Here is a 19,399-nt window from a genome sequence, read left to right on the forward strand (position 1 = left end):
ACTCTAAATTTGTTGTTTGAATTATTTTTACTCAAAGTTATTCACGTATTCACTTTTGAAGGTTCGCGCTCTCCCTTTTTGGGAGTGCTTGAATAGTCTATCACGCCATAAAGTGCTTGTCAAGAAAAGTTGTGCTTTATTTTCGCTTTTTCTTTTTCTTGTCGCTTGTTCTTTTCGGCGCGACTTATGCAGTTTACCACCTCATATTATCTCTGTCAACACTTTTCTCTATTTTTTTATTTTTAGCGACAATGGGCAGACTTTGCCTCGCCGTTGCGCATTTTCTGCGCATTTGCCTCTGTCCTTTTCTTTCCGATTCGTGTCGACTTTCTTTATTACAGATAAAAAACAGAATCGATGCCGTACTTTTTCATCTTAATAGGAACGGTGCGAATAACTCCTGCACCATCGAAAGGGTTTCTTCCTCATCGACAAGATAATAGCTTACGCCATCAATCATATCCCCTTCTCCGGGAAGGGTGTGAAGCTCCATGTTCGATAAACCGGTGAACAACACGCCGGGTGCTTTGGGGAGCAGCGGCAGCGCCGGAAGATTGGTTTTCGCATTGGTACGCAGGGCGTGAAGCACAAAAGGATAACGGTAAAAGCGGAGCGGGGATGCCACTTGCTTTGCCGTTTCCCGAACAAAGGCTTGCTGCGCCTTTACGCGGTCTATATCCCCATTCACATATCCTTGGCGATGACGCAGAAAGCTAAGCGTTTCTTCTCCGTTTAGCACATGGTCGCCCACGCGATGCACTTCGCCGGGAACCGGCGCAGCATCTTCCGGCACGTTATAGCGAACGCCTCCTGCAGCGTCAACCACCGCCTTGACCGTTTGATAGTCCACTTCGAGGTAATAATCCAGATCAATGCCCAGAAAATCACGTATGGTTTGTATGGTCAATTCTATTCCCCCATACGCATGGGCATGGTTAATCTTATCCGGCTCTCCATCAATATAGACGCGCGAATCACGCGGTATGGACAACCCGATCAGACGCCCTTCTCCAAAAGCAAAGCGCAACAGCAAAAGCGTATCCGTGCGTTGCGGTTCTCCTGCGCCGGTATCATCCACGCCCGCCATAAGCACAAGCAGATCGTCGTGAATGGGTGCAAGCGTATTGCCTTCTTCTGCTGAAGGAATCGGCAAATTCTCTTTTTCTTTATCCCAAAGAAAAAGATAGCCCACCAAAAAGAGGATGGCGACGATGAGCAAGAGGAGAAGCAGACGGAAGAATCGTCCTAAGCAGCTTTTCTTTTTACGCGGTTCTTCCGCCTCTTCCTCAAAATCTTCTATACGCATACGTCGATATGCGTCATTCTTTTGCCTTTGCTGATATCGACTCGCCTGACGGCGCTCTTCCTGCTCAGCGCGCATTGCGCGACGCACGTCGGCAACCGTCAATGGCAGCGTGTCCTCTTCCCGTTCCCTTTCCTGATACCTCTGTTCAGGCGAAAAACGGTACTTTCCATCCCGCCCGCGCGGATCGCGTCTGCGCGAATCGTCTTCATTACGGTATGTATTCATTTCTCCTCCAACATAGATGCTTCTTCAAGCAAGCGACGCATACGGTGCATGACACCGGACTTGCTCAAGGGCGGATTGAATTGCTCGCCAAGTTGCCTAAGATTTGCCATAGGATGCTCTAAGCGCGCCTGTGCCACAGCGCGAAGGGATTCCGAAAGACTGTCTAACCCTCGTTTTTCATCAATGCAGTGAATCGCACGAATCTGTTCTAACGCTGCTTGGTACTGTTTGTCCAGATTGGCTGCTTCTGCATTGGATTTGCGGTTTATCGCATTTTTCACTTCTTTTTTAATTTTGACATTTTCCAACGCCAGCATGGCCGCGGAAGCCCCTAAAGCAATCATCATGTCGGAAATCGCCTCAGAGTCTTTGAAGTAGTATACCGTAAGCGTTCCGCGCGTCGTCTGCTTCACAGGAAGAGAGAGCGTCTGAAAAACGTGCGCTAAAATCTCGCCGTCCCATTCGTTTTTGGTTACCACTTCCAAATGATACGATTTCTCCGGGTCTACCACGGAACCCGCTGCTAAAAAGGCACCACGTAAATACGCCCGAGCATTCGCCTCTACGCCAAGACGACCAAAAATCGCTTCTCGACTTTGTGTTGCATGGCCAAAAAGATCAACTCCACTCTGTGCAAAGAGCTCTTCGGTTGCCTTCTCCGGAAGATCCATATAATAAACCGGTCTTTTTTGGAGACGATCATCCTGCTGCGCACAAATCTCACCTTCTACTTGCAACAAAAAACGCGACAGCGTGGCTACACAGCCAATCACCTCGGGATGCTCCGAAAAAAAACGAAGATGATGTCCGTCGCGATTGATAACCATTGCCGCATTCAAACGCGCCATGGCAGAGAGTTCAAGAAGTGCCTCAATTTTAGAATGCACCGGCAAATGGGCGCATTCACTTTTGGTGTCGTAAGAGAAACTCATGATTATGACTCCACAGGAGGCGGTGTTTTCTTTTTTGCCGACGATGTGCCAGTAAACGCCTGACGCACCATACTGCGTTCCGAGTCGTGTCGCAGCAATTTCACCGCTTTTCGCCAAGGCATAAATGCCGAATCGCAAAACCCCTCTTCACGTTGAGGCTTCATCGAGCCTCCTTCTGCCGTCATCGTGTAATAATGAACCGTTTTATGCACTTCTACGCCATTCGGTTTGGCGTAATTGTAACGCACGAAACCGATGTACTCCCCTACGCGACAAGTAAGGCCGCTCTCTTCGCTGACTTCGCGCAGAGCCGTTTGCTCCAGCGTTTCGCCGGCTTCGATGCGCCCTTTCGGCAGCACCCAGTCTCCGCGGAACTTGCGTAGAACCAGTACGTCTTTTCCTCTGATGATAACGCCGCCGGCGCTCGTTTCTTTCATCGCAGACCCCCTTTCTGTGCAGAGTCTTTCCAATAACGACGATCACGGTGTGAGACATTAACCCCCTGATACCGCTCGCTCAGTTTAGCCCCCAGCATCTCCGCCATCACGACGGAACGATGGCGTCCTCCCGTGCAGCCCAGTGCAACGGTCAACGTCCGTTTTCCTTCGCGTATGTAAAGCGGAATTAAAAACGACAATAAGTCCATCGTTTTGGTCAGAAACTGTTCCGTTTCCGGAAATTGCAATACATAATCCTTTAACGGCGCATCCAACCCCGTCAGCTTGCGCAGCGTCGAAATATAGAAAGGATTATTGACGAAACGCACGTCAAACACTAAGTCCGCATCTAACACAATGCCATGCTTGTAGCCAAAGGACATCACAGAAATCCGCAGCGCCGGTTTTTCGCCTTCGGACAAAAACAGATGATCAATTTGTTCTTTCAACTCTCCCAGCGTTTTATCGGTGGTGTCCACGACAACATCCGAAGATTGACGCAAATGCGCCAGAAAGCTCTTTTCACGTTGAATGCCGTCAAAGATGTTGCCGGCCTTATCCATAGGATGCGGTCTTCGCAATTCTTTATAGCGGCGTACCAAGGTCTCGTCGGAAGCCGTCAAAAAAAGCGTTGTCACTTCCATGTCATTTTCTTTTTTTAATGCCTCGACGGTGGATTGTAAATCTTCAAAGAAAGCGCCTCCGCGAATATCCACGCCCAAAGCGATCTGATTCATCGGCTTCGAAGCGCTTCTGGTTAAGTCCAGAAAATTAGTAATCAGCTGTGGAGGAATATTATCCATGCAATAGTAACCCATGTCTTCAAAAAGACGCAGGGCGGAACTTTTCCCCGCACCGCTCATACCGGTGACAATAACCATTTTCATGCGGACACCTCCTTTCGATGATGGTCTTTTCTATTTCCGGCATACGCAAGACGATTCACCGCCTTGCCTGCACGCGCTACTCTGCCTATTCTTTTCCCATAATGCGCACTTCCGGTTCCAAATCGACCCCGGAGTGCTTTTTTACCGTATCCTGCACGTAAGCCATCAGATCCAACACATCACGTGCCGTCGCTTCGCCGTTGTTGATAAGAAAGCCACAATGTTTATCGGAAACTTTCGCCCCGCGAAGGGTGTAGCCGCGAAGCCCCGCCTGTTCAATTAATGCGCCGGCGAAATGCCCCTGCGGACGCTTAAAGGTGGATCCTGCAGAATACTTGTCCAAAGGCTGTTTTGTTCGTCTTCGCACGGCAAACTCTTCGGCTTTTTCACGAATTTCCTCCGGATTTCCCGGTTTGAGGGCAAAGGTAACCTCCGTAACCACCATGCTTTCGCGCATCATGCGCGAGGTGCGATAGCCCAACTCCATTTCCTCGCGTGACAATGTGCATAACGTATTATCATCGGCTATCGCATGTAGAGAACAAAGAACATCCTTCATTTCCTGTTCATAGGCACCTGCATTCATTATCACGCCACCGCCCACGGTTCCCGGAATACCGGCAAGGGCTTCCATGCCGGTAAGACCGGCTCGAAAACTGGCTTGTGCTACTTTCGCCACTGCCGCACCCGCTTGTGCGGTAATGAAATTGCCATCCACCGTAACATCCGAAAACGCCGGTCCCATCTTGACCACTACACCATCCAGACCGCCATCACGAACCAGTAAATTCGATCCATTTCCGATAACGAAAAACGGGATGGCATTGCTGCGCAAATAACGAATGGTACGCAGTGCTTCCTTTTCTGAAGTCACTTCTATCAACAGATCACACGGACCGCCCAAATGAAAAGTCGTTAGCGAAGATAGGCACACATTTTCTGTGACAATGCCATACGCTCCTGAGCGCAACTCCGCACGCTGATTCTCCTTTATCATTCCTCCGCCTCCCCAGACTTATATGTCATAAGATTACCCTAAAAAGGACACCCAACACAAGATTTGTGTTGGGTGTCCTTTCCATAAACGATGCGTTTGAATCCGTTTTAGTATTCAATCGCCGCCAGGCGTTTGTAATTCTCATAGCGTTCCTTCGCCGCCTTTTCCGCTGCAGCATATAGCTCGCTTGCCGCTTTGGGGAAATTGCGTTTGAGGGAAGAGTAACGTACCTCGCCCATCAGGAATTCCTGGAAATCCGCCGTCGGCTCTTTCGAGTCAAGCTGGAACGGATTTTTGCCTTCCTCCGCCAGCAGCGGATTGTAGCGCCACAGGTGCCAGTAACCGGCTTCGACAGCCTGCTTCTCGCGTTCTTGGCTCTTGCCCATACCGATGCGGATTCCATGGTTGATGCACGGTGCATAGGCAATGATGAGGGACGGGCCGTTATACGCTTCGGCTTCACGCAATGCCTTGATGGTCTGGTTCTGGTTTGCGCCCATAGCAATCTGAGCAACGTAGACGTAACCGTATGTGGACTGCATGAGTCCGAGATCCTTCGACTTAATGCGCTTTCCGGATGCGGCAAATTGCGCAATCGCCGCAAGCGGAGTCGCCTTCGAGGATTGACCGCCGGTGTTGGAATAGACTTCGGTGTTCATGACGAGGATGTTGACGTCCTTGCCCGATGCCAGAACGTGATCCAATCCGCCGTATCCGATATCGAATGCCCATCCGTCGCCGCCGAAAATCCACTGCGACTTCTTGGTCATGTAGTCTTTCAGGTCGATAATTTCGTCCAAAAGTTTTTGCCCTTCGGCGTTATTGACACCTTTCTTGGCGGCTTCCAAAATATCCGCTGTCGCTGCTTTAGAAGCACGATAGTCGCTCTTGCCTTCCATCCAAGCAGTAAAGAGTTCGTTCAGCGGCGTATCGATTTGCAATTCGAGGAATTGCTTCATCTTCGTCTCTGCCAAGTCGCGGTTGGATTCCGTGGCAAGCAACATGCCGTAACCATATTCAGCCGCATCCTCAAAGAGCGAGTTGCCCCAAGCCGGACCGCAGCCGTTGGCATCCACTGTATACGGTGTGGATGGTGCCGAAGCGCCCCAGATGGACGAGCAGCCGGTCGCATTGGCAATCAACATTCGATCCCCAAAGAGCTGGGTCAGCAAACGCGCATACGGCGTTTCGCCACAGCCCGCGCACGCGCCGGAGAATTCCAGCAACGGCTGTTTGAACTGTGAACCCTTAATCGTGGAATCCGGCATGACTTCCTTGTAGCCGACTTTCTCATGCGCATATTCCCAGAGTCCCTTCTGCGCCTCATACTGCTCTTCAAACGGCTTCATAACGAGCGCCTTCGTCTTCGCCGGGCAAACATCCGCGCAGTTACCGCAACCCGTGCAGTCCAGTTGCGAAACCTGAATACGGAAATTCAATCCTTCCATATCTTTGCCGATGGCTTTCTTGGAAACAAAACCTTCCGGCGCGTTCTTCTGCTCTTCTTCATTTAACAGGAACGGACGAATGACCGCGTGCGGGCAAACATAGGAACACTGATTGCACTGAATGCAGTTATCAATCTGCCATTCCGGAACATAGAGTGCAATGCCGCGCTTCTCATATTCGGAAGTGCCGGCATCCCAATGACCGTCTTCACGTCCGACAAAAGCGGAAACCGGAAGATCGTCACCTTCGTTGCGCAGCATGGGACGAACCACTTTCTTAAAGAATTCCGGCGTACCCGAAAGATCCACCGTCTCGTCCTCAGCCGTCGCCCATGCCGAAGGAATATCTACCCTTTCAAGCGCTTCGATTCCTGCGTCAACTGCTTTATTGTTCATGTTTACCACGTCATCGCCCTTGTGCCCATAGGCTTTGACGATGGAATCCTTCAAATGCGCAACCGCTTCTTCGATGGGCAATACGCCGGAAAGTTTGAAGAAGGCAGACTGGATAATCATATTCGTGCGGTTGCCCAGACCAATATCCTGCGCCAGTTTTGACGCATTGATAATGTAGAACTGAATATTGTTCTCTGCCAAATACCGCTTCATCTGTCCCGGCAGATGATCCTCTAATTCTTCCTTCGCCCAAGTGCAGTTGAGCAGGAATACGCCGCCTTGTTTGAGACCGCGGAGAAGATCATATTGATGGACATACGCCTGTTTTGAGCAGGAGACAAAATCCGCTTCATCCAGCAGATACGTCGAACGAATCTTGTTTTTCCCGAAACGCAGATGCGAGATCGTCAAACCGCCGGATTTCTTAGAATCGTAGAAGAAATACCCTTGTGCATTCTGATCGGTATTATCGCCGATGATTTTAATGGCTTGTTTGTTAGCACCGACCGTACCGTCGGAGCCGAAGCCCCAGAATTTGCAGCGCGTGGTGCCCTCTTCGCGAATGCGTAACACTTCGGACTGATCAAGGGAAAGATTGGTGACATCGTCTTCGATGGAAATCGTGAAATGATTCTTCGGCTCGTCTTTTTCGAGGTTACGGAATACGGCAAGAAGATGCGTCGGAATGGTATCCTTGGAGCCCATTCCGTAGCGTCCGCCGACAACGACCGGATGAATATCCGCATCGTATAATGCGGCGCAGACATCCATGTAGAGCGGTTCGCCCAAAGCACCTTTTTCTTTTGTGCGGTCAAGCACCGCAATCTTCTTCACATTCTTCGGCAGGGCTTCAAGGAAATGCTTACGGCTGAACGGACGATAGAGACGGACTTTGATCATGCCGAGCTTATTGCCTTTCTCTGCCTCGGCATCAATGACCTCTTCCATCGCCTCACAGGCGGATCCCATCAATACAACGACGTTTTCCGCTTCCGGGTCGCCATAGTAATCAAACAGATGATAGGAACGACCGGTCTTTTCAGAGACCTTTGCCATATTCTTTTCGACAATGGGAATGATGTCTTCGTAGAATCGATTAGATGCTTCCAGATTCTGGAAGAAGATGTCCGGCGACTGCGATGTTCCCATCGTTTTGGGACGGTTCGGATTCATGGAGCGATCGCGGAACGCCTGAATCGCTTTGTGATCGACCATTTCGTCCAAGTCTTTGAAATCCCAAACCGCCACTTTATTAATTTCATGCGACGTACGGAAACCGTCGAAGAAATGGCAGAACGGCAGGGAACCTTCAATGGCACTTAAATGCGCGACTGCGCCCAAATCCATAACTTCCTGTACAGAGCTGGAGCAGAGGAAAGCCAAGCCGGTCATACGCGCCGAGTTAATGTCGGAATGGTCTCCGTAAATGGAAAGCGCATGGCTTGCCACCGCACGCGCAGCCACGTGGAAAACGCCCGGCAAATTCTCGCCGGCGATTTTATACATATCCGGAATCATCAGCAGCAAACCTTGCGAAGCGGTATACGTACTCGTCAGTGCACCGGCGGCGAGAGAACCGTGTACCGCACCGGCGGCACCGGCTTCTGACTGCATTTCCACTACCTGCACCGGTTTACCGAAAATGTTCTTCATCCCGTTCGCTGCCCATGTATCGACGTGCTCCGGCATCGGAGAGGAAGGGGTGATCGGATAGATCGTCGCCACTTCCGTAAACGCATACGAAACATAGGCGGCAGCTTCGTTGCCATCCATTGTTTTGAACTTTTGCACCATAATTACTCCTGACTTTCTGTGCGGCCATCCTGCCGTTTTCTGGGGAAAATCCCACTGTTCTCCATCTTTTTGAACCCATCCAAAGTATAAAAGAAAGGTGTTCTTCCGTCAAACTTGCGCCCAATTTGGTCTATTGTATGCCCTCTTCGCGTGCCATGCGGTTGGATTCCTCAATCAGACGATTGTTTAATTCCAATGCAGCGTTATAGCCCATCTGCTTCAAACGATTATTGCGCACGGCGACTTCGATAATCATGCCGAGATTGCGTCCGGGTTTTACCGGCACCGTGATGGCAGGAAGACGAACGCCAAGAATCTCGGTATATTCATCCGTAATGCCCAGCCGGTCGTATTCTTTATCGTCTTGCCAGTCCTCCAACATAATCACCATCTCGATCTCCGTCTCTTCCTTAACGGAACCGATGCCATACAGACGGCGAATGTCCAAAATACCCAGACCGCGAATTTCCATGTAATGACGAATATTTTCGGGAGCCTGCCCTATGAGGCTGTTATCCACCCTCGTGAGCTCCACCACATCATCCGCCACAAGACGGTGCCCACGAATCAGTAGATCCAGTCCGGTTTCAGATTTTCCCACGGCACTCTTTCCTTGAATGAGTACCCCCGTACCGAACACTTCCATTAAACCGGCATGTACGGTAGTGGACGGCGCCAGTAGTTTTTCTAATTCCTGGTTCATCTGCGCAACCAATTTGGTGGTCTGCAACGGCGTGCGCAAAATCGTCTTGTTGTAATAATCGGCTAAATCTAAAATATCGTCGGTAATCGCCTGATCATAAGAATAAATGAGCGCCGGAATAGGATAGGAAAAAAGCCCTCGAAAGCGTTCGTACCGAAGCTGCGGCGAAAGCTGCATGTAATAGATATATTCGACGCGCCCGATAATCTGCAGACGTCCCCAGGGGAAATTTTCCATGAAACCGGCTAATTGCAGTCCGGGGCGGTTCACATCCGCTCCTTTAATAATGATGTCTTCATAGTCCGTCGAGCGAGACACCACTTCCAGTCCGGTTTTTTCCACCAATTCGACCAATTTTACGGTTCGATTTTCGCTTTCCATGGCTATTCCTCTTTCTGCTCGCCGCTTGTCTTTTGACTTTTTTCTCGCATCCGCTTTTCTACGGCAACTTCTTTTGGCGTTGGAAGCAACTCATCCGAGTCCTTTGTTTTCGTTAACGTGGCTTCCTTTTTCGCTTCGTCTTGAAGATACGTCCAAACCGCCTGCGCAGCCTGTCGGGTCATACCTTCCGGCGCGGAAAGCTCCTCTACGGAAGCCTCCTTCATACGATCCATCGAACCGAACGCGCGAAGAAGCGCTGTACGCCGTTTCTGTCCGATGCCGGGAATAGCGTCCAACGCCGACTGCGTCATGGCACTTGTGCGCAGCCGCCGGTGATAGGTAATGGCAAAGCGATGGACTTCTTCCTGTACGGCATAAAGATAATGATACAGAGGGGATCGAGGATCTAACGCCCATTCCCGCTCCTGATAGAACAATGCGCGCGTCACATGCCGATCATCTTTCACCATGCCTACGATGGGAATGTCCAGTTTTTGGGCACGAAGAACCGCTTCTGCCACGTGTACATGTCCCTTCCCACCATCCATCAGAATAACAGAGGGCAATACGCCAAAACCGGTGTTGGTTTTTCCTTCGTCTCGATCACGCAAACCATGCGCAATACGTCGCGAAAGCATCTCACGCTGGGAAGCATAATCATCGCTTCCCTCTACGCTTTGTATCTTAAACTTTCGGTATTCTTTCGGTTCTTTCCGTTCCCGGTTAAAAACCACCATTGCGCCGACGTTCTGCACGCCGGAAACATTGGATACGTCATATGCCTCAACGCGGGAAAGCGTCCTGCCGACAATGCCCTCTAAGGCGCGAATCCCTGCTTCTTTGTTGCGTTCTTTTCGTTCTTCCCGAGCAAGGGCTTTTGTTAACTGTTCCTCGGCATTCGCCTGTGCCGTACGCAGAAGCGCCAATTTGTCGCCTCTCTTTGGCACACGCAAATGCACCGCATGACCTTTCCTTTCACGAAGAAACGCGACGATGGTCTCCTCTTCTTCCGGCTTTTGCGCCAAATAAATTTCACCGGGAATATAGGGCGCATCCAGATAAAATTGCTTCAGGAAAGACGCAAGAACCGCTTTTTCCTCTTCCTGATATTCTTCCTGAATACGAAACGTGCGCCGGTCAACGACTTTTCCGCCACGCACGAAAAAAACCTGCATAATAATCTGATTACCACTTCGCGCCATGGCGAGGATATCCGCATCTTTTCCACGCGTTAGCGTAACCTTCTGTTTTTCCTGCAACGCATCCAAATTGTAAAGCGCATCACGATAACGCGCCGCTCGTTCATAATCCAGCGCCTCGGATGCCGTCATCATTTCCTGCATCCAGTGCGCCCGAATCTCGCGATCATTTCCCTTGAGCACCTCTTCCACCCGACGCACCTGCTCCTGATACGCCGCTTCATCCGCCAAACCGACACAAGGGGCAGGACATTGCCCCAAATCGTAATTGAGACAAGGTCTTTTCCGCCGCGCGCCACGGTCGAAATCAAGACGACAAGTACGCAAACCGAAAAGACGCTGAAAGAGACGGATCGTATCATTCACCGCATAGGCATTGGGAAAGGGACCAAAGTACCTTGCGCCGTCCTGCTTGGTTTGGCGCACTTTAAGAAGACGCGGATAGCGTTCCTGCGGAATGCAGATATACGGATACTGCTTGTCGTCGCGAAGCAAGATGTTGTAATGAGGTCGATGCTGTTTGATGAAATTGGACTCCAGCACCAAGGCTTCGACCTCGTTGTCCACGACGATGTATTCGAAATGATCGACGTGCTCCACCATAGCAAGCACCTTTGGGCTCTTTCCATGGGAAGAAGGGGTAAAATAGGACCGCACACGCCGACGCAGAGAAATCGCCTTCCCCACATAAATAATGACGTTGTTTGCGTCACGCATGAGGTACACGCCCGGCGATTCGGGCAGTCGTTTCAATTCCTCTGAAAAATCTTTCATTCCCTCGTCTCGCGTTCAAGCGGCTTGCAGCGTGCGGACAAGTAGCGGAGGTCTTCGTCTTCAAGATGCGGAGAAAGTTTCTCGTAGCAGATGGCATTGTAGTCATTGAGCCACTGCAATTCTTCCTCTGTAAGCATATCGACGTTAACCGGTCGTGTATCGATAGGTACCCAGGTAAGCGCTTCAAGAGCATACCATGTACCGTATTCGTTCGTTTCTTTCTCTACGCAGAGCGTGATGGATTCGATACGAATGCCGTGTTTTCCGGCAACGTAGAGTCCCGGCTCCATAGAAGTCACCATGCCCGGCGCCAACTCCACGATGCCGCCCCCTCTCGGAACATTCGTAAACGACTGCGGGCCTTCATGCACTGCCAAAATATGACCAACACCATGTCCCGTTCCATGGAAGAAGGTTTTCTTCGCCTGATATAACGGGGACATCACAAGAGAGGAAACGTACATGCCCGGCGTCCCCTTGGGAAACACCGCTGTCATGCCGGCGATATGCGCTTTCAGAACCAGCGTATAATCTTCGCGCTCCTCCTCTGTGATCGGACCCATCGCCACTGTGCGTGTAATATCCGTTGTTCCTTCCCAATAATGACCGCCACTGTCCACCAAAAGCAGCCCCTTTGGCTCAATGGTTGCCGTGGTTTTGCTTAGCATGGGATCATAATGTACCACCGCAGCATTTGCACCATAGCCAATAATGGCGCCAAAACTATCCAAAAGGAAATGCTCCTGCTCGGCACGCAGTTCATGCAATTTCCGTACCGCCGCTCGCTCGTTGACGGCACGTGACGGCGCACCGGTTTCCACCCAGTTGAAGAACTTCATAAGCGCCACGCCGTCTTTGATGTACGCTTCTTTCATATTGCGGATTTCGGTCTCATTTTTGATCGCTTTCATCAGCGAAGTGAGATTCGTCCCCTGTTGAATCTTCACATTTTCGCGCAGACAACGATACAGGGTGATACTCGTATACTCCGGATCAAGATAGACAATCTTTTGCCCCGCGATTTCCTCCAGTGCCGGCGCAATCGCTTCATAATCCAGGATTTCGACACCGGCTTCGGCAAGGTTCTTCACAATCTCCGGCGTTATCTTATCCTGCTGCACAAAGAGCTTCGCCTCCTCTTCGGAAACGAGGGCATAACTTAACACTACAGGTGTGTCTTCTACATCGTAGCCGCGAAGGTTATAAAGATACGCCACATCATCCAAACCACTGATAAAGGTATAGTCGCACTCGCGATCGCGCAGCATAAAGCGCAAGATGCGTAATTTTTCTTCAATTGTCGCACCGGAATAGGCTTTGTCCAGGAAAAATGCCGGTTTTGAGGGAAGCGCCGGACGATCTGTCCAAATATCGGAAACATAGTCCACGTCAATGACCAAGATGCGCTTTCCCATAGCTTTGGCTAACTCACGATAGCGTGAAACGGAAAAGCACATACCATCAAAGCCTATCTTCCCGAACGGAGAGACATTTTCCCGCAGAAAATCGTCCATTTTCTGATCTATGCCCATGCGATAGAGCGTAATCCCGGATCCCTTCAGCTGTTCCTCGGCTTGCAGGAAATAACGACTGTCTGTCCACAGTCCAGCCCCGTTTCTCGTCACCACAAGAGTGCCAGCAGAGCCCGTAAAGCCGCTCATGAATACGCGCGTTTTATAGAAATCGGGTACGTATTCTGATTGATGCGGATCTGCGGTAGGGATGATGTACGCTTCTAAATCTCGTTTTGCCATGTGCTTACGCAAGGCCTGTAGACGTTCTGTAATCGTCATAATTCTCCTTTCTGCCGAATCGGCAAATCACACGGTCTATGCTTTATGACCAGATCAACATTACACATTAAAGCGGAAATGCACGATGTCGCCGTCGCGCATAATATAGTCTTTTCCTTCCAATCGTAATTTTCCAGACTCACGAATCGCCGCCATAGATCCAGCTGCCATAAAGTCCGCATAGGAAAAAATTTCCGCGCGAATGAAGCCGCGCTGAATATCGGAGTGAATTTTCCCGGCAGCTTCCCAAGCACTCGTCCCCTTGGCAATCGTCCAAGCGCGCGATTCATCTTCTCCCGTCGTTAGGAAAGACATGAGCCCTAAAAGGTCATAGGAGGCAACAATAAGCCGATCTAAACCGGATTGGCTAAGTCCCATCATAGTCAGAAACTCCGCCCGTTCTTCTTCGTCTAACTGCGCAATCTCCGCCTCGGTCTTTGCCGAAATAACCACGACACGCGCCTGCTCCGTTTCCGCAAATGCGCGTACCTTTTGGACGTTTTCGTTAGTTGCCCCATCATCCGCACAATCCTCATCGCTCACATTGGCAACGTAAATGACCGGTTTGACCGACAAAAGCTGATACGAGCTGAGCAGTTTTTTCTCTTCGTCATTCAGATCTAACACGCGGGCAGATCGTCCCTCTTCCAGCACCGTTTTAATGCGCTGTAAAAGATCTACTTCGGGGCGCACCTCTTTATCCGCCTTTGCCTGCTTTTCTTTCTTGAGCAAAATGCGGTCAATTTGTTCCAAATCCGACAGAATCAGTTCCAAATTGATGGTTTCAATATCGCGCAACGGATCCACCGAACCATCCACATGCGTTACATTTTCATCTTCAAAGCAACGCAGAACCTCAACAATCGCCTCGCAAGTTCGAATGTCGCCGAGGAACTTATTTCCCAACCCTTCTCCTTTGCTCGCTCCGCGCACCAAACCGGCGATGTCATAAAACTCAATAACTGCCGGAACTACTTTTTTGGACGAAAAGCGTTCTGCCAGAACAGAGAGACGCTCATCCGGCACCTCCACCAATCCAATGTTGGGTTCAATGGTATTAAAAGGGTAGTTTTCCGCCGGTACACCGGCATGGGTGATCGCGTTAAAAAGCGTGGACTTCCCGACGTTCGGCAGACCGACGATACCTAATTTCATGTATGTGCTTTCTCCTTTAGTTCCCAGAGGGTCGTTCGGCGTTTTTCGCCCTGTTCATCCCCCTGCTTTCCCTTGTCTCTTGTTTTCCTTCTTATAAAAACAGCGGAAGGAAAATCAGCGATACCGTCGTCATCAGCTTAATCAAAATGTTGATGGACGGTCCGGATGTATCTTTGAACGGGTCGCCGACTGTATCGCCGGTGACCGCTGCTTTATGCGCGTCACTGCCCTTGCCGCCATATACGCCGGTCTCGATGTATTTCTTGGCGTTATCCCATGCTCCACCGGCATTTGCCATCATGATTGCCAACAGCACACCCGTGATCAATGCACCAACAAGCAAACCACCGAGCGCTTCCACGCCGATTATCATGCCCACCAAAAGCGGAGCGGCAACTGCCAGTAAACCCGGCAGAATCATTTTGCGCAAAGACGCTTGTGTTGAAATATCAATGCAACGACCGTAATCCGGGTCGGCAGTACCTTGCATAATGCCCGGATTCTTACGGAACTGTCCGCGTACTTCCTCCACCATCGCATTAGCGGCATCCCCAACAGCATTCATCGTCAACGCACTGAAGAGGAAGGGAAGCATACCGCCGATAAACGCACCGGCAATGACCTGTGGTTTAGTAACATCCAACGTTGCCAGCTGCGCGTGTTGCGTATAGGAGGCAAACAGAGAAAGCGCGGTTAATGCAGCGGATCCGATGGCAAATCCCTTACCAATCGCCGCCGTCGTATTTCCTACCGAGTCCAACTTGTCCGTAATGGCACGGACATTTTCCGGTAAAGCGGTCATCTCGGCAATGCCGCCTGCGTTATCGGCTACCGGCCCGTACGCATCAACAGCAATGGTCATCGCACAGGTTGCCAACATTCCGAGCGCCGCCAGCGAAATGGCGTAGAGACCGGCATTCGGCCCCATCCCGTTCATGCCCATGAAGGAAACAATAATACCGATGGCGATAAAAAGAATTGGCACGGCTGTGGAATTCATCCCTACAGAAAGTCCGGAAATGATATTGGTAGCCGAACCGGTCGTGGATTCTTTGGCAATCTTCTTGACGAAAGGAAATGCCTCGGACGTATAAATCTCGGTGATTTTAGAGATGCCCAAACCAACGGCGATGCCACAGAGCACGGGAATGAACGGACGCACTTCGCCGAATACGATAAAGCTAAAGAGCAAGGAGGTCACCAGTAAAATTGCAGCGGAGTAAAGTGTACCGAGGTTTAATGAACGCTGAGGATTATCGGAACCATGCACGGATTGAATGCCCACGATGGCGGAAATCAAACCACAAAAAACTAACGTCAGCGCATATTGTACGCCTTTTTCCTGGAAAGCAAGTGTGCCAAGGGTGATGGCGGACAAAATTGCGCCAACATAGGATTCAAAGAGGTCTGCGCCCATGCCAGCAACGTCCCCGACGTTATCGCCGACATTATCTGCGATAACTGCCGGATTGCGCGGATCATCTTCCGGAATGCCCGCTTCCACTTTACCGACCAAATCGGCGCCGACATCCGCAGCCTTCGTGTAAATGCCGCCGCCCACACGAGCAAACAGCGCAACAAAGGAAGCGCCAAGGCTAAAGCCCATCACGATGCTGGCATCATGGAAAAGGAGATAGAAAAAGCTAACGCCGATTGCGCCGAGCCCAACGACCACAAGTCCCATAACAGAACCGCTGAAAAAGGCGACTTGCAGCGCCTCGTTAATGCCTTTGGTCGCTGCCGCATTTGTCGTACGCACGTTTGCCAGCGTTGCCGCATTCATCCCGATAAAACCGGCGAGCATGGAGAAAAGCGCGCCAATCAGGAAACAAACCGCCGTCGACCACGATCCAATTCCAAGGCCAATGGCAAAAAATACGACGACCATCAGTGCGGCAATGACCATGTACTCGCGCCGTAAAAATGCAAATGCACCGGCACGGTTAAGCCCCGCGATGTGTGTCATTTCCTTTGTTCCGGCAGGAAGCCGTTGAATCACCTGCAGCTTCATCATCGCCAACGCGATGGATGCCACGCCGACAATAATGGCAATAATCGCTAAAAAGTTCATGTTTACCTCCAAACGAGATTTCTCCGGACCGTCCTCCGGTCTTTTTCTCTATTATAGACAATCCCCTGGGACAATACCATTGCCGAAGGGGCGCAAAGAAAAGAAATAATGAAGGTTCCACGAGACTATGGGTATACAGACGAAAGAGTGCGATGCGCCCAAAATGTTGCGTCCACTTTTGTGAAAAGACAGCAAAGGGAACGGGCAACCAATACGGCGCAAAAAGAAAAGGAGTGAATAATGATTAAAGAATTTAAGGCATTTATTGCACGGGGAAATGTGCTGGACATGGCAGTCGGCTTAATCATGGGTGCTGCGTTCAAGGCGATTGTCGATTCGCTGGTCGCTGATCTGATTACGCCGATTCTTAATGTCTTTCTGAACGGCGTGAATTTTAAGGAGTGGACTATCACCGCGGGCCCCATCGTTTTTTCCATCGGCAATTTCCTCAATGCTGTATTTTCCTTCCTCGTCATCGCGTTCGTCATGTTTCTAATGATCAAAGCGTTTAACAAGATGTATTCCCCGAAGGAAGTTGCGCCGACAACTAAAACTTGCCCGTATTGCAAATCCGAGGTTGCGCTCGACGCTACACGCTGCCCTCACTGCACCTCAACCTTGGAATAAGAGAGATCGTCACCCCTCTAATCCGGCACCTTTTTTGGCTAAGCGATCCGCCTCTTCGTTGTAAAGATTGCCGGTATGCGCTTTGACTTTAATAAAACGCAAGGTGAGCTTCGCGCGTACTTGTTTTGCTTTTTCCGCATACGCGCGTGTCAAAGGAACGTTGGTTTTCCACTCGCCTAAAGCCCAGTGACAGATGCCCGCATAATCGTGATAAATCGTCAGCGTCTTGGCATGTTTGGCAAGGGCAAGATCCATTGCCTTTTCCGCTCCGCGAAGTTCGCCAGCTATATTGCGATGGCGGGCATGTTCGTCTTTTCCGGAACCAAAGAAGGTTTCTTTTCCTTCGGCAGAAAAGAAAACCACGCCGTACCCGAAGGTTTTTGTCTTGCTGTTAAAAGAACCGTCCACATATGCGCGGCATTCACCGTCGGCAATTTTCTCCGGTGCAAGAGTGGCGGTTTCTGGCGACAGCGCTTGCATATACGCCTTCGCCTCTTCTTCTGTCGTAAATTTTTTAAATTGCGCACCGGCAAAGCCATGAACCTGCGCACGACAAGATTCCCAAGTAGAATAAATGCCGGGCTTCTTGCCGACGCGCACCGCATAATAGTTCATTTTCCACCTCAATTCTCAGGAAGATCTCGCCGTGTCCAATAGGTCACCGAACCAGGGGCAACCGTAAAAAGCCCAAATCCCTCGTCATCAATCGTAATTTCTGCGTTCTTTCCGCTTCGATCGACATAGACTTGTCCGGCTTCCTGCTCGCCAACAAACATGCGCTCTTCATCCATGTCCCCCGTAGAAATCAGGACGGCAAGCGGATAGGGATGCTCTTTGTCGCCTCTCCGTACCCAGCCGATTTTCGTCGGCGTGACCCAATAATCGTCCTGTTCGCCGTAGGCAAAACCCTGTCGGACATCCAGTAGCGCTAAAAGTGCATCCTTTATTCCCGCATACTCCGCCGAAGGAATTCCGTAATAATCGCCTGCAAATACGCAGGGATACCCATCACGGCGCAAAAGAATGAGCGCATAGGCGATTTCCTTAAACCACGGATCTACCCAACTTTCCAACGCTTGTCCAGGTTGCGAATCGTGATTATCGACAAAGGTCACCGCCTGCACCGGATTAGTCGCCACGAGCGTATCATCAAAAATCTGTCGTATATCATACGCTTCGTTTCGCGACGCTTCGGCAAAATGAAAATGCAGCGGAACGTCAAAAAGATGCACATTGTAATCTGTTTCTTCCAGATAATGCTTCATCTTGCTTTCACTGTTTTTCCAATATTCGCCGACAAAGAAAAAATCCGGACGGTGTTCACGAATAAAGGCGGAAAGGCGATCAATAAACCCCGTATCAATGTGTTTGAGCGCATCGTAACGGAAGCCGTCATAGCCGAGGCTATTGATCATGAAGTAGGCAACATCCATAAGCTCTTGCTGGACATCGGGATGCGCGACATCAATGTCGGCGTTCATGAGATAATCAAAATTCCCCTTTTCGGAGTCGGTATCTTCCGACCAATACTTACCATCCCCTAAAATGCGAAAAATAGCCGTCGTATCGGAACGCTGATCATAATCCACACCTGTAAAGTGATAAAAATGCCACTGGAACTTAGAATAGTTTCCTTTGCGACCGGGAAACGTAAACTTCGTCCACGCTTCAATGTCATGCGCTTCCCCGACATCCTTGGTGCGGTCGTTTTGATCCACCATCACGGCGCGAAAAACCTCTGTTTCATCCGCACCACCTTTGTGATTAAAGACCATATCCGCATAGACAGCGATTTGCTGGTCATGCAGCGCTTGGATGCACGCTTCCAGCTCATCCCGTGTTCCGTATTTGGTTCGCACAGTGCCTTTTTGATCAAATTCACCCAAATCCCAGTAGTCATAACTGCCATACCCCACGTCCTGATCACTGGTTCCCTTATGTGCCGGAGGCATCCATACCGCCGTAACCCCCATCTTTGCCATAGCTTCCGCCATGGATGTCAACTGACGATAAAACGATCCATCTGCCGGATATTCCCAGTCAAAAGACTGTACCATTACGCCGTTAATTGCCATGTGAAGTCCTTTCTTGTGCGTTTTCTAACCGTGCCAACGCATTTGTAATCTCGTTTATAATTTCCAATTCCTTTTTATTCTACCTGACATTAGTCTTTTTTTCTGCTACGAGCGCCAAAAGTCTTTCGTGGGCCACGTAACACTCGACAGATTACAGAAAGTTTGTCTGAAATAAATCCGTAAAAAAGCACACTTGTAA

General features: G+C 50.2%; 14 protein-coding genes. 1 reads left to right on the top strand and 13 read right to left on the bottom strand.

The features are described from left to right. Positions 1-370 precede the first annotated feature (370 nt). The 11 genes from RDL68_RS03725 to RDL68_RS03775 form a co-directional block, all read right to left on the bottom strand. Entirely contained in the window at positions 371-1,531 is a 1,161-nt protein-coding gene (locus tag RDL68_RS03725; protein WP_308540337.1) for an LCP family protein, read from the bottom strand. Beyond that, positions 1,528-2,463 (bottom strand): DNA-binding protein WhiA, encoded by a 936-nt coding sequence (gene whiA / locus RDL68_RS03730; protein WP_308540338.1) that lies wholly within the window; start codon positions 2,461-2,463, stop codon positions 1,528-1,530. The genes RDL68_RS03725 and whiA overlap by 4 nt, the downstream gene beginning before the upstream one ends. A gap of 2 nt (positions 2,464-2,465) precedes the next feature. Next, complete coding sequence (locus RDL68_RS03735; RefSeq protein WP_308540339.1) at positions 2,466-2,900, bottom strand: NUDIX hydrolase; 435 nt, start codon at positions 2,898-2,900, stop codon at positions 2,466-2,468. After that, the gene (rapZ, locus tag RDL68_RS03740; protein WP_308540340.1) at positions 2,897-3,787 is read right to left on the bottom strand and encodes an RNase adapter RapZ; all 891 of its coding nucleotides are present in this window, start codon (positions 3,785-3,787) and stop codon (positions 2,897-2,899) included. Before rapZ ends, RDL68_RS03735 begins: the two co-directional genes overlap by 4 nt. Positions 3,788-3,872: 85 nt before the next feature. Next, complete coding sequence (murB, locus tag RDL68_RS03745; RefSeq protein WP_308540341.1) at positions 3,873-4,784, bottom strand: UDP-N-acetylmuramate dehydrogenase; 912 nt, start codon at positions 4,782-4,784, stop codon at positions 3,873-3,875. A 107-nt stretch (positions 4,785-4,891) separates the two neighbouring features. Further along, entirely contained in the window at positions 4,892-8,422 is a 3,531-nt protein-coding gene (nifJ, locus tag RDL68_RS03750; protein ID WP_308540342.1) for a pyruvate:ferredoxin (flavodoxin) oxidoreductase, read from the bottom strand. A gap of 130 nt (positions 8,423-8,552) precedes the next feature. Further along, the gene (gene hprK, locus RDL68_RS03755; protein ID WP_308540343.1) at positions 8,553-9,506 is read right to left on the bottom strand and encodes an HPr(Ser) kinase/phosphatase; all 954 of its coding nucleotides are present in this window, start codon (positions 9,504-9,506) and stop codon (positions 8,553-8,555) included. Between the two features lie 2 nt (positions 9,507-9,508). Next, positions 9,509-11,479, bottom strand: a complete 1,971-nt coding sequence (gene uvrC / locus RDL68_RS03760) for an excinuclease ABC subunit UvrC (protein ID WP_308540344.1) — start codon at positions 11,477-11,479, stop codon at positions 9,509-9,511. After that, positions 11,476-13,272 (bottom strand): aminopeptidase P family protein, encoded by a 1,797-nt coding sequence (locus RDL68_RS03765; protein ID WP_308540345.1) that lies wholly within the window; start codon positions 13,270-13,272, stop codon positions 11,476-11,478. Before RDL68_RS03765 ends, uvrC begins: the two co-directional genes overlap by 4 nt. Positions 13,273-13,332: 60 nt before the next feature. Then, positions 13,333-14,427, bottom strand: coding sequence for a redox-regulated ATPase YchF (ychF, locus tag RDL68_RS03770; protein WP_308540346.1), 1,095 nt, complete (start codon positions 14,425-14,427; stop codon positions 13,333-13,335). A 91-nt stretch (positions 14,428-14,518) separates the two neighbouring features. Then, complete coding sequence (locus RDL68_RS03775) at positions 14,519-16,498, bottom strand: sodium-translocating pyrophosphatase (RefSeq protein WP_308540347.1); 1,980 nt, start codon at positions 16,496-16,498, stop codon at positions 14,519-14,521. Positions 16,499-16,738: 240 nt separating this feature from the next. On the opposite strand from RDL68_RS03775, the gene mscL reads away from it, so the two are divergent. After that, the gene (mscL, locus tag RDL68_RS03780) at positions 16,739-17,125 is read left to right on the top strand and encodes a large conductance mechanosensitive channel protein MscL (RefSeq protein WP_308540348.1); all 387 of its coding nucleotides are present in this window, start codon (positions 16,739-16,741) and stop codon (positions 17,123-17,125) included. Positions 17,126-17,134: 9 nt separating this feature from the next. Here the strand turns inward: mscL and RDL68_RS03785 are convergent, their stop codons facing one another. Together RDL68_RS03785 and RDL68_RS03790 are read right to left on the bottom strand one after the other, a co-directional pair. Beyond that, positions 17,135-17,740, bottom strand: coding sequence for a ribonuclease H family protein (locus RDL68_RS03785; RefSeq protein WP_308540349.1), 606 nt, complete (start codon positions 17,738-17,740; stop codon positions 17,135-17,137). 8 nt (positions 17,741-17,748) lie between these two features. After that, a complete protein-coding gene (locus RDL68_RS03790) occupies positions 17,749-19,200 on the bottom strand; it encodes an alpha-amylase (RefSeq protein WP_308540350.1) in 1,452 nt (483 codons plus the stop codon). Positions 19,201-19,399 lie beyond the last annotated feature (199 nt).

Source organism: uncultured Murdochiella sp., assembly GCF_902488755.1.
Classification (GTDB): Bacteria; Bacillota; Clostridia; order Tissierellales; family Peptoniphilaceae; genus Murdochiella.

What these genes read in the sequence shown, in the direction of transcription:
- rapZ (WP_308540340.1), bottom strand. Translation starts at nt 3,787, where the DNA reads ATGAAAATGGTTATTGTCACCGGTATGAGCGGTGCGGGGAAAAGTTCC.
- RDL68_RS03775 (WP_308540347.1), bottom strand. Translation starts at nt 16,498, where the DNA reads ATGAACTTTTTAGCGATTATTGCCATTATTGTCGGCGTGGCATCCATC.
- RDL68_RS03790 (WP_308540350.1), bottom strand. Translation starts at nt 19,200, where the DNA reads ATGGCAATTAACGGCGTAATGGTACAGTCTTTTGACTGGGAATATCCG.
- hprK (WP_308540343.1), bottom strand. Translation starts at nt 9,506, where the DNA reads ATGGAAAGCGAAAATCGAACCGTAAAATTGGTCGAATTGGTGGAAAAA.
- RDL68_RS03785 (WP_308540349.1), bottom strand. Translation starts at nt 17,740, where the DNA reads ATGAACTATTATGCGGTGCGCGTCGGCAAGAAGCCCGGCATTTATTCT.
- murB (WP_308540341.1), bottom strand. Translation starts at nt 4,784, where the DNA reads ATGATAAAGGAGAATCAGCGTGCGGAGTTGCGCTCAGGAGCGTATGGC.
- whiA (WP_308540338.1), bottom strand. Translation starts at nt 2,463, where the DNA reads ATGAGTTTCTCTTACGACACCAAAAGTGAATGCGCCCATTTGCCGGTG.
- RDL68_RS03765 (WP_308540345.1), bottom strand. Translation starts at nt 13,272, where the DNA reads ATGACGATTACAGAACGTCTACAGGCCTTGCGTAAGCACATGGCAAAA.
- uvrC (WP_308540344.1), bottom strand. Translation starts at nt 11,479, where the DNA reads ATGAAAGATTTTTCAGAGGAATTGAAACGACTGCCCGAATCGCCGGGC.
- nifJ (WP_308540342.1), bottom strand. Translation starts at nt 8,422, where the DNA reads ATGGTGCAAAAGTTCAAAACAATGGATGGCAACGAAGCTGCCGCCTAT.
- RDL68_RS03735 (WP_308540339.1), bottom strand. Translation starts at nt 2,900, where the DNA reads ATGAAAGAAACGAGCGCCGGCGGCGTTATCATCAGAGGAAAAGACGTA.
- mscL (WP_308540348.1), top strand. Translation starts at nt 16,739, where the DNA reads ATGATTAAAGAATTTAAGGCATTTATTGCACGGGGAAATGTGCTGGAC.
- RDL68_RS03725 (WP_308540337.1), bottom strand. Translation starts at nt 1,531, where the DNA reads ATGAATACATACCGTAATGAAGACGATTCGCGCAGACGCGATCCGCGC.
- ychF (WP_308540346.1), bottom strand. Translation starts at nt 14,427, where the DNA reads ATGAAATTAGGTATCGTCGGTCTGCCGAACGTCGGGAAGTCCACGCTT.